12 protein-coding genes and 1 riboswitch are annotated in these 12,834 nt (G+C 69.3%); of the genes, 6 read left to right on the top strand and 6 right to left on the bottom strand.

What is annotated here, in order from left to right; all coding sequences use genetic code 11:
* Positions 1 to 5 precede the first annotated feature (5 nt).
* Complete coding sequence (locus AC4HOU_RS19850; protein WP_194990782.1) at positions 6 to 380, bottom strand: cupin domain-containing protein; 375 nt, start codon at positions 378 to 380, stop codon at positions 6 to 8.
* Positions 381 to 440: 60 nt separating this feature from the next.
* Here AC4HOU_RS19850 and AC4HOU_RS19845 point away from each other — a divergent pair, with 60 nt between their 5' ends.
* From AC4HOU_RS19845 to AC4HOU_RS19825, 5 genes are all read left to right on the top strand, one after another.
* Positions 441 to 917 carry a MarR family winged helix-turn-helix transcriptional regulator gene (locus AC4HOU_RS19845; RefSeq protein ID WP_490724917.1) on the top strand — a complete coding sequence of 159 codons (477 nt, stop codon included), beginning with the start codon at positions 441 to 443 and terminating at the stop codon, positions 915 to 917.
* Positions 918 to 987: 70 nt separating this feature from the next.
* The gene (locus tag AC4HOU_RS19840; protein WP_490724916.1) at positions 988 to 2,196 is read left to right on the top strand and encodes an 8-amino-7-oxononanoate synthase; all 1,209 of its coding nucleotides are present in this window, start codon (positions 988 to 990) and stop codon (positions 2,194 to 2,196) included.
* Positions 2,197 to 2,198: 2 nt separating this feature from the next.
* Positions 2,199 to 2,879 carry a dethiobiotin synthase gene (bioD, locus tag AC4HOU_RS19835; RefSeq protein WP_490724915.1) on the top strand — a complete coding sequence of 227 codons (681 nt, stop codon included), beginning with the start codon at positions 2,199 to 2,201 and terminating at the stop codon, positions 2,877 to 2,879.
* Positions 2,880 to 3,238: 359 nt separating this feature from the next.
* The gene (locus AC4HOU_RS19830) at positions 3,239 to 4,834 is read left to right on the top strand and encodes a GMC oxidoreductase (protein ID WP_490724914.1); all 1,596 of its coding nucleotides are present in this window, start codon (positions 3,239 to 3,241) and stop codon (positions 4,832 to 4,834) included.
* Between the two features lie 148 nt (positions 4,835 to 4,982).
* The gene (locus AC4HOU_RS19825) at positions 4,983 to 6,059 is read left to right on the top strand and encodes a phage tail tip lysozyme (protein ID WP_163816519.1); all 1,077 of its coding nucleotides are present in this window, start codon (positions 4,983 to 4,985) and stop codon (positions 6,057 to 6,059) included.
* Between the two features lie 78 nt (positions 6,060 to 6,137).
* Here AC4HOU_RS19825 and AC4HOU_RS19820 read toward each other — a convergent pair whose 3' ends face one another.
* The 5 genes from AC4HOU_RS19820 to AC4HOU_RS19800 all read right to left on the bottom strand — a co-directional run bounded on the left by AC4HOU_RS19820 (position 6,138) and on the right by AC4HOU_RS19800 (position 11,375).
* A complete protein-coding gene (locus tag AC4HOU_RS19820; protein WP_194990701.1) occupies positions 6,138 to 7,709 on the bottom strand; it encodes a DHA2 family efflux MFS transporter permease subunit in 1,572 nt (523 codons plus the stop codon).
* Complete coding sequence (locus AC4HOU_RS19815; RefSeq protein ID WP_490724913.1) at positions 7,706 to 8,191, bottom strand: MarR family winged helix-turn-helix transcriptional regulator; 486 nt, start codon at positions 8,189 to 8,191, stop codon at positions 7,706 to 7,708. The genes AC4HOU_RS19820 and AC4HOU_RS19815 overlap by 4 nt, the downstream gene beginning before the upstream one ends.
* Before the next feature lie 255 nt (positions 8,192 to 8,446).
* Positions 8,447 to 9,472: an ABC transporter substrate-binding protein gene (locus AC4HOU_RS19810; protein ID WP_490724912.1), complete on the bottom strand. Its 1,026-nt coding sequence runs from the start codon at positions 9,470 to 9,472 to the stop codon at positions 8,447 to 8,449.
* A complete protein-coding gene (locus AC4HOU_RS19805) occupies positions 9,469 to 10,347 on the bottom strand; it encodes an ABC transporter ATP-binding protein (RefSeq protein ID WP_490724911.1) in 879 nt (292 codons plus the stop codon). Before AC4HOU_RS19805 ends, AC4HOU_RS19810 begins: the two co-directional genes overlap by 4 nt.
* Entirely contained in the window at positions 10,344 to 11,375 is a 1,032-nt protein-coding gene (locus tag AC4HOU_RS19800; protein ID WP_490724910.1) for a FecCD family ABC transporter permease, read from the bottom strand. Before AC4HOU_RS19800 ends, AC4HOU_RS19805 begins: the two co-directional genes overlap by 4 nt.
* A 51-nt stretch (positions 11,376 to 11,426) precedes the next feature.
* A riboswitch (cobalamin riboswitch) is annotated at positions 11,427 to 11,553 on the bottom strand.
* A gap of 65 nt (positions 11,554 to 11,618) precedes the next feature.
* Between AC4HOU_RS19800 and AC4HOU_RS19795 the strand changes: the two genes are divergently transcribed.
* Positions 11,619 to 12,773, top strand: a complete 1,155-nt coding sequence (locus AC4HOU_RS19795; RefSeq protein ID WP_437198470.1) for an alpha/beta fold hydrolase — start codon at positions 11,619 to 11,621, stop codon at positions 12,771 to 12,773.
* The last annotated feature ends 61 nt before the right edge of the window (positions 12,774 to 12,834 follow it).

Raw genomic sequence — 12,834 nt, 5'->3', positions numbered from 1 at the left:
GGCCGCTATGCGATCCAGGGCGGCACGATGGTGCCGTCCCGGTCCGGGGCGCCGGCTCGGGCGCCTGCGGGAGCGGTGACGATGGCGGTGAAACCTTCTGCACCACCGCTGATCTGGCGCAACACATCGGGCGGCAGGATGATCGTGTCGCCTGCGGCGATGACGTGATCGGCGCCGTCGACGGTGACCTCGGCGCTTCCGCTGAGGACGGTCCACACCTGTTCGGCATCGATGAAATGCAGCGGGCCGGACTGGCCGGGCGCGAGCTCGACACGCCACAGCGGGAGCGAGGCGCCGCCCTGGGTGGGGGAGGCGAGGGTGGTCATGATGCCGCCGGGGGTTTCCGTGCGGCGGGTTTCGGAGTGTCGGATGACGGTCACGGAGTTACGTCCTTAAGATAGACAACGATGTTGTCCATATAGTTAACGAGGTTGTCCATCATGTCAAGGGATGCCGGTGGCTTCGAGCTGCCACTGCGGATGCTGGCTGCCTTCCGTGCGGTCATCGACGAAGTGCACGCCCGCCTGGCCGAGCGCGGCCACCCCGATCTGCGGCCGATGCACGGCTTCGTGTTCCAGGCGATCGCGCGCAGCGGGCCGCAGGGGTGCACTGCGGCCGACCTCGGGCGGGCCCTCGGCATCTCCAAACAGGCCGCGGGCAAGCACATCGACAACCTCGAACACCTCGGCTACCTGCGTCGTGGCCATGATCCGGCCGACGCCCGGCGCAAGGTCTACACGCTCAGCGATCGCGGTATCGAGGTGCTGGACCGCTCTGCCGAGACCTTCGACCGCATCCACGCGCGCTGGTCGGCCCTGCTCGGCGCCGACCGGATGGCGGCACTCGACGCCGATCTCCGGGTGCTGGCGCCGGGTGAGCTCTTCCGGATGGATACGCCGAGCTGGTTCGGCTCATGAGGGCGTCGCCGGTGCGCATCCGGTGGCCCCGGTCACTGTCCTGAACGCCGTTCAAGTATGGTGTTCAGCTGTGAGTACCGATCCATTGAGCTGGCTGGACGCGCGTGCTGCCGAGCGGGTGGGGGCGGGGCTGCGGCGGCAGCTGCGGGCACGGGAACCGCAGTCACCGTCCATCGATCTGGCATCGAACGACTATCTGGGGCTTGCGCGCCACCCCGAGGTGATCGAGGGCGCGGTCGCGGCCGTGCGGCGGTGGGGTGCCGGTTCCACCGGATCGCGGCTGGTCACCGGGACGACCACCGAACACGAACTGCTCGAGGCCGAGCTCGCCGAGTTCATGGGCGCCGAAGCCGGGCTGGTGTTCGCCTCCGGGTATGCCGCCAATCTCGGCGTGGTGACGGCGCTGGCCGGACGCGGCTCGCTGATCGTCTCCGACGCGGGCAGTCATGCCTCGCTCGTCGACGCCTGCCGGTTGTCGCGGGCGCGGGTGGAGATCGCGCCGCACTGCGATGTCGCGGCGGTGGACCGGCTACTGGCGAGTCGCACCGAGGAACGCGCACTGGTGCTCACCGATTCGGTGTTCAGCGCCGACGGCGACCTGGCTCCGCTGGCCGAACTGCACCGGGTGACGCGCGCCAACGGCGCGGTGCTCGTCGTCGACGAGGCGCACGGGCTCGGTGTCCGTGGCACCGGCGGCCGTGGGCTGGTGCAGGAAGTGGGGCTGGCCGGGGAACCGGATCTGGTGATCACCGCGACCCTGTCGAAAGCCCTTGCCGCCCAAGGGGGAGCGGTGCTGGCCAGTGGCCGGGTGCGCGCGCACCTCATCGACGCGGCGCGCACGTTCATCTTCGATACCGGGCTGGCGCCCGCCGCTGTCGGCGCGGCCCGCGCGGCGCTGGGGATCCTGCGCGGCGATCCGGGTATCGCGCAGCGGGTGCTGGATCGGGCCGCCGATATCGCGCGGATCGCCGGTGTGCCGCAACCGGATTCGGCGGTGGTCTCGGTGGTGCTCGGTGAGGCGCAGGTGGCCTTCGAGGCCGCGCAGCAATGCCGGGCGCGCGGCCTCGACGTCGGCTGTTTCCGTCCGCCGTCGGTGCCGGAAGGGACGTCCCGGCTGCGACTCACGGCGCGCGCGAACCTGACCCCGGCGGAGATCGAGGTCATTGCCACGGTTCTCGGCGAGGTGCTGGCCGCGGCACGGCAGGCAGCGGGCAGTCCGACGTATCCGGTCGGCGGCTGGCCCGCGACGGCGGGGCTCGTGTCGACGGTGCGGGGGTAGCGATGACGCTGATGTTCGTTACCGGAACGTCGACCGATGTCGGCAAGACCATTGTCACCGCCGCATTAGCGGCCACGGCCACGGCGGCCGGGCGCTCGGTCGCGGTGTGCAAACCCGCCCAGACCGGTGTCGCCGAGGATGAGCCCGGCGATCTGGCGACCATCACGCAACTCTCCGGCGTCACCAGCACGCTCGAACTGGCCCGCTATCCGGAACCGCTGGCCCCCGACACGGCGGCCCGCCGTTGCGGCGCACCACTGCTCACCATCGACGAAACACTGTCGGCTATCACCGAACTCACCGCCGACCTCGTCCTCGTCGAGGGTGCGGGCGGCGTGCTGGTCCGTATCGGTGAGTTCACCCTGCTCGATCTGGCGGCAAAGCTCGGCGCGCCGGTCGTGGTCGTCACCGCCCCCGGTCTCGGCACCCTCAACCACACCGAACTCACCACCCGCGCGCTGGCGGCGGCCGGTGTGGAATGCGCTGGTCTGGTCATCGGGTCCTGGCCGGACGTTCCCGATCTGGCCATGGAAACCAACCGCACCGACCTGCCGCGCGTGACCGGCGCCGAGCTGATCGGCTCGATCCCCGCCGGGGCGGGCGCGTGGCCGGCGGCCGCGTTCCGGGCCGAGGCCCCCGGCTGGTTCGATCCGGACTGGGCACGGCGCCACCTGCTCGGCTGAATTGATCCGCCCGGCGGCGCTCGAGACCGGCGGGGCTACACCGCCGGGCAGATCGTGTGTCTTCGGCGGGCTCGACGACATCATGCCCCGCGGTGGATGCCGGCGTGGCAGACGATGCATGGCGACGAATCAGGATCGAGTTCTTCGATTTCTCGAGTACGAGGCACTCCGGTGCGGTAACGTCGTTACTCGGTAACCGAGTTACCGGCGTGGAGAGGTCGCGCCGGGATCCTCGGTGACCGACGCACGGCGCATCCGGACCATCACGTGACCAGCGCTGGCCACCCGATGGCAGGGCTCGCCAGTGCTGCCGAGCGATGCGCCGTGCACCCGCACTCGGCTCGTCGTAAGGATCTTTCATGTCAGTGCTCTCCCGCCGCTCGCTGCTGACCGGGGCGGTGGCCACCGCGGCCGTGCTCGCCGGAGCCAGGATGTCCGACCCGAAGCCGGCCATCGCCGCGCGGGTCAACGGAGTTCGGCTCACCAGGGAAGAGCACCGCGTCGTGGTGATCGGTTCCGGTTTCGGCGGCGGGGTGACGGCGCTGCGGCTGGCCGAGGCGGGAGTGCCGGTACTGCTGCTCGAGCGCGGCATGCGCTGGCCGACGGGGCCGAACGCGGAGACCTTCCCGCGTGCCTCCGCACCGGACAAGCGCATGCTCTGGCATCGGTCCAGCCCGAACCTGTTCGGGCAGCCACTGGCCTTCGAGCCCTACACCGGCTTGGTCGAAGCGGTACCGGGGCAGAACATGACGGCGTTGTGCGCGGCGGGGCTCGGCGGCGGATCGCTGATCTACCAGGGCATGTCGCTGCAGCCGGACGAAGCGGTGTTCAACACGCATTTCCCGGCCGAACTCGACTGGGCCACGATGGATCGCGTGCACTACCCGCGGGTCGCGCGGATGCTCGGGCTCGCGGTCGCGCCCGAGGAGCTGATCGCTCACCCGAATTACGCCGCCGCCCGCGTCTTCGCCGACCACGTGCGCCGCGCCGGGTTGCCGCTGTCGAAGATTCCCATGCCCATCGACTGGAACTTCGCGCTGGCCGAGCTGCGCGGGGAGATGAAACCGTCCTACACCAACGGTGACGGCGCGATGGGGGTGAACAACGGCGGCAAGCACTCCGTCGACGTCACCTATGTCGCCGCGGCCGAAGCCACCGGGCGGGTGCAGGTCCGCACCCTGCACGAGGTCACCGATATCGAACGCGGCGCCGACGGACGCTGGATCGTGCACGTCGACCGCATCGACAGCACCGGCACGGTCCAGGAGAACATCGTCATCACCGCCGGGGCGCTCGTGCTTGCGGCGGGCAGCCTCAACACGACGAAGCTGCTGGTGCGCGCCGGAGCCAGGGGACTGATCCCCGATCTGCCCGATGCGCTGGGCCAGAACTGGGGCACGAATGCCGACCGCATCTACGTCTGGACCAACCCGGCCGCGGATTTCGGTCCCGCACAGGGCGGTCCGGTCGTGTACGGCAGCCTGAACTGGGCGGACCCGAACTCCGCGTGCACGCTCATCCAGGCCTCGATCCCGCCCATGCCTGTCGATCCGAAGTCGACCATGATGGTCGGCTACGGCGTCAGCGCCGGCCGCGGCGCGTTCCACTACGACGCGGCGGCCGAACAGGCGGTGCTGCACTGGCCGGTCGATGGCGATTCCTTCATCCAGGACAACCACATCGGGCCCACCGCGCACCGCATCGCCGGACCGGGCACCGCCCTGCTCGACACCAATGCCGCGTTCCCGTCCACCTGGCATCCGCTCGGCGGGGCGAGCATGGGCAGCGTCTGCGACCTGGAGGGCCGGGTGCTCGGTCAGCGCGGGCTCTACGTGCTCGATGGGGCGCTGATGCCGGGCACTACCGCCGCGTGCAATCCGTCGATGACGATCGCCGCCGTCGCCGAACGCGCGCTCGATCATCTCGTCGCCACCGATGTCGGCGCGGTGATCTGAGGCCGATCCCGCGGTGGCCTTCTCGCCGGAGGGAATATCGCGGCTCGTGCGTGCGGGCGGAATCTGCTATTTCTTGCCGTGGTCACCTGCGCCTGTGGCAGACAGGGCAGGGAGCGCATGCTGCGGCATCGTGTGGTGGAGGTGGACGGTGGCTCCGGAACCGGTGAAGTTTCGGCGATTTACTGACGCCCCCATTCTGAATCCCTATATCGCGCGGGCGGAAGCAACGCTGGAAGCGTTGAAGAAGGGTCTCGGCAACAAGAACGCCACCCGGATCACCGCGAAATACCTCGACGGTCTCGGCGGGGCCGAGATGCCGGGCACCGGAGAGATGAAGCAGCAATACAAACTCCGGGCCGCCGACGTCAAGGACTATCAGGACCAGTGGAACTCCCTCGACGACCAGATCGCCGAGATGGCCGCCGCCTCCGCCGACGTGGCCAACGAGGTCACCAAGCAGGTCGATCTGCTCGAGGACGCGATCAAGGAAGCCCTGGGCACGGTGGTCGACGATCCGCCGGACCGCCCGACTCCCGCCGAACAGGTCGGCGCGGTACACGCGATCGACAAGCTCATCGCCAAGGCCGTCGACGCCGTGTGGGACGCGTTCAACGAGCTGGACCGGCAGGCGTGGAATTCGCCTCCGGGCGGTGCGAATACCGGTGGCGGTGGTGGTGGATACGGCGGCGGTGGCGCGCCGCCGTGGACGCCGACCTTCGGCAGCAACCTGCCCGGTGATGTCTACACCGGCGGCGATGTCCCGACGACGGCGGACGCGGCACCGCTGGACGGTGGTGAGCGGACCACGGCGGAGAAGATCTACCGGCGGCTCATCGACGTCTACGGTCTCACGCCTGCCCAGGCGGCCGGGATCGTGGGCAATATGCAGGTCGAGGCCCCCGGATTGAACACCGGTGCCTATAACCCGAACGAGGGTGCCTACGGGCTGTGCCAGTGGCTCGGCGGGCGGCGCGAGAACCTGGAAGCCTTTGCCGCATCCCGGGGTAAACCGGTCGGCGACTGGGAAACCCAGGTCGATTTCATGATGCACGAGTTGCAGGGCAGCGAGTCGGCGGCGTATGCCAGGCTGCGCGCCACCGACACGCCTGCCGCCGCGGCGGCGGTGTTCGACCAGTACTACGAACGCAGCTCGGGCGAGGCGCGCGGTCAGCGGATCGCCAACGCGAACAATGTCGCGGCCACCATGGCTGCGGTGTCGGCCTGAGCCGGTTCCGATACGCGAACAGCCGATCCCCGTGCGCATTCGCTCGCACGGGGATCGGCTGTTGTCGGTTGTCGCGGGTCAGTGCATCATGACCGGCGCCTTGGGCTGCTCGCCCTCGGCGGGATCCTCGATCTTCTTGCGCGGCAGGAAGAACGACGCGATCAGGGTGACCAGGCACAGGAACGCGGCCACCAGGTAGCTGGTGGAGAACGCCGAGGCCATGTCGTCGAGCACGATCGACTCGAACTTCGCACCCAGCGACTGGATGTATTCCAGGATCGACGGATCCGGCGGTGTGCCGGTGCGTTCGGCCTCACCGACGGCCTGGGCCGCCGACACCGGCTCCGACGCCTTGAACTGGTTGGTCAGCACCACCGAGATGATGGCGACACCGACCGAGCTTGCGATCTGCTGGGCGATGTTGAGCAGCGTGGAACCACGGGCCACCTCGTGCTCGGTGAGGGTGCGCAGCGCGGCCGTCATCAGCGGCATCATGGTGCCACCCATGCCCAGACCCAGCACGAACAGCAGACCGAGCAGCACCGGGTAGGAGGTGTGCGCATCGGTCTGCGAGAGCCCGAACATCGCGACAGTGATGGTCAGCATGCCGACCGGCACGATCCGGCCCACCGGGAGCTTGTCGGCCAGCGCACCCGCCAGCGGCATGGTGAGCATGGTGCCCAGACCCTGCGGCGCCACCAGCAGACCCGCCATCAGCGGGCTCTCCCCGCGCACCTGCTGGAAGTAGGTGGGCACCAGCAGCAGGCCACCGAAGAACGAGGCCGCGAACAGGAACATGGTGATCGTGGAGATCGACAGGTCGAAGTTCTTGAACAGCCGCAGGTCCAGCAGCGGATGCTTGGGCTTGAACGAGTAGAACACGAACGCGATCACCAGCAGCGCGCCGAGCAGCATCGTCGCCCACACCTTCGGCGCGGTGACGGTGCCCTCCTCCGGAATCGTGGACACACCGAACAGGAACAGCGCCAGACCCGGCGAGAGCATCAGCATGCCGATGAAGTCGAAGGTCTCACTCGGCTGCGGATCATCCTTGGGCAGCACCACGTAGGCGTAGACCAGCGAGATGGCGCCGATGGGCAGGTTGATCAGGAAGATCCAGTGCCAGGACGCGTTGTCGATCAGCCAGCCACCCAGGATCGGGCCCAGGATCGGGCCCAGCAGCATCGGGATGCCGAGGATGGCCATCAGCCGGCCGATCCGCTCCGGTCCGGCGGCCTTGGTCATGATCGTCATGCCCAGCGGCATCAGCATGCCGCCGCCGAGGCCCTGGATCACCCGGAACGCGATCAGCGCCTCGATGTTCCATGCCGCGGCACACAGCACCGAACCGCCGGTGAACAGCACCAGCGCGGCCAGATACAGGCGTTTGGTGCCGAATCGGTCGGCGGCCCAACCGGTCAGCGGGATGACCGTCGCCAGGGCGAGGGTGTAGGCGGTGACCGTCCAGGCCACCGTGGAGTAGTTGGCGACGTCGAACTCGGTCTGGAACGTCGGCAGCGCGACGTTGACCACGGTGATGTCGAGAATCGACATGATGGCGCCGAGGACGACGACACCGGCGACCTTGAGGACGGCGCCGTCTATCTTGTCGGGTACCGCTGCGGCGGTATTGCCGGCGGACTTGCTCACGAGGGGTCTCCCGTCGATACGGCTGGGATGGATTGCACCGAGGCGAGTGCCCCGGAGTCGAGCACGCCGAGGAGGGCGGCGTGCAGATCGTCACGCACGGTGTCGGGCAGGCGTTCGACCAGGCGGTCGATCGCGTCGCGATGGCACATCATCTGATCGCGGATGACCTCGCGGCCATGTTCGCTGAGGCCGACCAGTTTGACCCGCCGGTCCTCTGGGCTTTCGTCCCTGGTCAGCAACCCGAGACGAACGAGCCGATCCACATTGCGCCCCGCCGCGGTCACCGACAACGAGAGTCGTTCGGCAATGGTGTGGATGGGCAGCTGCTGACGATCGTCGTGGCCGAGGACGAACAGGGTGCGTGCCTGCGAGAGCGACAGATCCAGGTCGACCAAACGATCGGCACCCCCGGAGCGGCTCGCGCTGAACAGGCCCGTCAGGAAACGCTCCAGCGTCTCGCTGATTCCCAATTCACTCGTCACCGCGCGATCATAATGCGCACGCAATAGTCGCGTACAAGCGAATATCGCGCGTTTGTGTCTAACGTCACGCCTGCTGGGTGGGACGTCATGATGGTGGCCGTGCGACGTATGCGTCACGGAGCCGACGCTAGACCCGGGGTCCGACACGATCGGTGTGATATTCGCCGGAAACGCCGCTCTATCTGTGTCGATGTGGTGAGTGTCACGTTCGGCCCGCGCCGATCCAGCGGTGCTGGAACGTGCCGGGCACCGGGGTCAGCGAATCGCGTCGTCGGATCGCGGCGCGATGTCCGAGGGCGGCACCAGCCCCCACTGCTCGAGGTGCTTGCGAATCTGTTCGGCCGCGTCGATATTGAGCGGCCCACTCGTCCACATCGCATACGGCAGGTTCAGGAAGCGGCCCTCGGTCACGGCGCGCAGTTGGTTGATGCCGGGTTTGGCGCGCAGCATCTCGACCTTCTGCGCGTAGCTCTGCATCGGATAGTCGACGAACATGATGGCGTCCGGGTCGGCGCCGGCCAGCCGCTCCCAGGACACCGCGGTCCAGGTGTCGGGGACATCGGAGAGCACATTGCGCCCACCGGCCGCGTCCAGGATCGCCTGCGGCGCACCGAAACTGCCGCTGGAGAAAATGGTGTCGCTGCCGCTGTCGAACAGGAAGATCTGCGGGGTGCGTGCGGGTTTCGGCGCGGCCGCGAGCGCGGCGAGGCGGCGATCGAGATCATCGACGAGCGCGGCGGCGCGTTCGGTGCGGCCGGTGATGGCGCCGAGATTGGTGAGGTCTTCGCGCAGCGCCGTCCACGGTTCGACCACGCCGCGCGGGCGTTCACCGGCGCGCTGGCGGCAGCTCTCGGTGAGGATGTAGGCGGCGATGCCCGCCGCCCGCAGCGAGTCGGGGGTGAGATTCTTGGATTCGTCGTAGCCGTAATTCCAGCCGGCGACGACGACGTCCGGTCCCTGCGCGAGAACCGTTTCCCGCGAGGGGGATTCGTCGGCCACGGAACGGAGCCGGTCCACGGCGTCGCCGTAGTGCTCGCGCAGCACGGTGATGTCCTGCTGCATGCTCGACACCGCGGCTACCTGATCCTGCGCGCCGAGCGCCAGCACCATCGAGACCATATTGCTGTCGTTGACGAACATGCGCTGCGCGGGAGCCGGAAAGCTCGACTCCACACCGCAATTGCGCACGGTCAGATCGCCGGTGGCCGCCTGGGGGTTGCCGCAGGCGGCCAGCGTCACCGCCAGCGCCGCCGCGCAGAGCATTCGGATCGGGTGTTTCATGGCGCCGCCTCTCGCGGAGTGATCAACAGATGGTTCTCGCCCGTCTCGGGATGCGGCACGCGGGTGGCCCGCACCCCGAACACGGCGTCGATGACGTCGGCGTGCAGCGCGATCTCGGGTGGCTCCAGCGGCTGGGCCCGCCCCTCGTGCACCACCAGCACCCGGTCGCAGTAGCGATCGGCCAGCGTCAGGTCGTGCAGCGCGGCGATCACGGTGCGGCCCAGGCGCCTGGCGTGGGCGAGCAGCTCGAGCCGGTGAGTGATGTCGAGATGATTGGTGGGCTCGTCCAGCAGCAGCACCGGAGTGTCCTGCACGAGTGCGCGCGCCAGCAACACACGCTGACGTTCGCCACCGGAGAGCCGATGCACCGGGCGGTCGCCGAATCCCGCGAGATCGACCGCGGCCAGCGCGTCGTCGACGACCGTGCGTTCGCGCGCCGAACCCGCACCCCACGGCGGCAGATACGGCGTCAGGCCGAGCGCGACCACCTCGCAGGCCAGCAGATCATCGGGCGGGCGTTCGTCCTGCGCCACTAGGGCGACAGTGCGCGCGCGGCGGCGGGGCGAGAGGGCGTGCAGGTCGTCCGGGCCCACCAGCACCCGCCCACGCCGCGGCTTCGTGAGCCCGGCGAGCGTGCGCAGCAGCGTGGTCTTGCCCGCGCCGTTCGGCCCGACGATGCCGATCATCTCGCCGGCACGGACCTCGAAGCCGACGCCGGTCAGGACCTCGCGCCGCCCGGCCCCGCAGGCCAGATCGTGCACGGCGACGACCGCCCCGCCGGTGGGGGCGCTCGCGGTCATCGAAGGCTGCGGCCGTCCAGCGGTCTCGCCGCCGCTCCGGTCGCCGGCCTCGGCCGCGGTGAACGCGCTGCTCACGACGCACCGAACCGGTAATGACGCCGGCCCATCAGGATCAGGAACGCCGGCGCGCCGATCAGCCCGGTCAACACCCCGACCGGTATCTCGGTGGGGCGCACCAGGACTCGGGTCGCGGCATCGGCGATCACCAGGAACAGCGCGCCCAGCAGCGCGCAGGCGGGCAGCAGCGTGCGATGGCGTGGCCCGACCACCAGGCGCGCCGCGTGCGGCACCACCAGGCCGACGAAGCCGATCCCGCCCGACACCGCCACCAGCACACCCACCAGCACCGCGAGCAGCACGAACAGCGCGATCCGCAGCTCACGCACCGGAACCCCGAGGGAACCGGCGGAATCGGCGCCCAGATGCAGCGCGTCCAGCCAGCCCGACGCCGCGATCAGCGCCACCGCGGAGGCCGCGACCACCGCCAGCGGCACCGCGATCTTGGTCCAGTCCGCCCCCGCCAGGCTGCCCAGCAGCCAGAACAGCACCGACTGCGCGGCCGCCGGATCGGTGCTGCGAAAGATCAGATAGCTGGTGAGCGCCGAGAATGCCGAGGCCAGCACGGTGCCGGTCAACACCAGCCGCAGCGGGGTCAGCCCGCCCTGGGTCACCGCGATCATGAACACCAGCGCCGCCGCCGCGAACGCGCCCATCAGCGCGCCACCGGACAATGCCCAGATCCCCGCCCCCGCGAACACACCCGAGGTGATCACCGCCGCGGCACCGACCCCGGCGCCGGAGGACACGCCGAGCAGAAACGGGTCGGCCAAGGGGTTGCGTACCAGCGTCTGCATGGCCGCACCGGCCAGCGCCAGCCCGGCACCGACGATCGCGGCCAGCACGGTGCGCGGCACCCGCAACTGCCAGACGATGGTGTCCAGGCCGGGATCCGGCGGAATCCGGCCGCTCAGGCGGTGGGTCAGGACCTCGACCACGCCCGATACCGGAAGCGATTCCGCGCCGAATCCGGTGGCCAGCACCATGACCGCGGCCAGCGCGGCCAGCAGCAACGGGACGACGACAGCGGTGCTGACACGAGTCATCGCGCACGCACCATCGATGAACAGCGCTCCACAGGCAAGTCGCGGCCTCTCCAGAGTTCGTCCGGTGGGGGAGGTCTGACTCGCGCCCGCAGTGGGCGCTCACAGTGGCGCGACCGTCCCGGATTTGCACCGGATTCCCGCACCCACCGAGGGTGAGGCCGAACTCTACCGATCGGTCCGGTTCGCCGTGGCGCCGGGTCGCGGCGATGGCAGAGGTTCGCGCGCCGTGCCTACAGTGAAAATATGTCGCCGCTGGACGATCGACACCCGTCCACTGTCACCGACTGGGCCGACGCGCGACGGCGGGCCCGATTGGCCGAGACCCGGCTCGGGCACAACTGGACGACGTTGCGCCGCACCCGGTTGGTGTTGTCGCGGGTCGGTGCGCTGGTACTGATCGTGCTGATCGGCATGGTCCAGTACTGGGTACACGACGTCGCGCCGGAGCGGGCGCGGCTGGCGGGCACCGAGCCGTCGCTGCTGCCGATCTCCGCGCCCGCCGATCCGGGGGACTGGGATACCGCCGTCGTCGACATGGTCGGTCTGGGCGGTCTCAACGCCTCCGACACCGCCGAGGCGCTGCCCGCACTGGCCACGATGGGCGTGGTGTGGGCGATCCGCTACGACAATCGCGGTATCGACACCAAGGTGATCGCCGATCTGATCATCCGGGCCGCGGTGATGTCCGGGATCCGCAATATCGTGCTCACCGGCCACAGCATGGGTGGGGTGATCGCGCTCGAGGTGGGCCAGCACATCCACACCGGCAGCGAGCTGCGCCTGGTCGCGGTGCTGCTCGACTGCACCCCGCTCGACCTCGACGCGGTACGACCCGACAAACGCGGCCGCGGCCAGGACATGGTGCGCTGGATGGGCTGGCTGCCCGGTGCCAGGGAGAGCCGCACGCTGCGCCTGACCGTCGAAACCTATGCGCGCCGGGAACGTTTCGTCGACCGCGAGGGCGTCCCCGGTATCCGCGTCGCCGAGTTGGGTGATGTGGTGGCCGAAGTGCTGCGCGACAAGATCTTCAACCCCGACGCCGCCAGCAACGGCCTGATCGAATCCCAATTCCTGGCCATCGTGGCCGGTGGTTCGGCCGACAACCTGCGCGCGCTGTCCGAGCCCGCCGACGGCAAGCCGCGGCCGGCGATCGTGTTCATCCGCCCGCACGACGCCCACCGCGACGACGTGGTCGACGTCGAACGCACCCATCAGGTGCTCATCGACGAGGTCGGCGGCGTGGACGGCGCGCTGCTGGTGGTGCTGCCGCACGGCACCGGCCACGCCAATCCACGGCAGCGCCCGCACGAGTACAACACCGTGCTCGCCCAGCAGGTGCAGCCGTTCGTGGAACGGTTCGAACAGCAGAGCGCCGACCGCGTCGACGCCGGACGGTGAGCCCGAGTTCGGATCACGGTGCCGTTAACGGTGTTCGGCGGCGGGCCCGGATTGTTGAATT

It is taken from the genome of Nocardia sp. JCM 38205 (assembly GCF_058222935.1).
The sequence above is the reverse complement of the archived record's forward strand: the minus strand, read 5'-3'. Positions and strand labels throughout refer to the sequence as shown.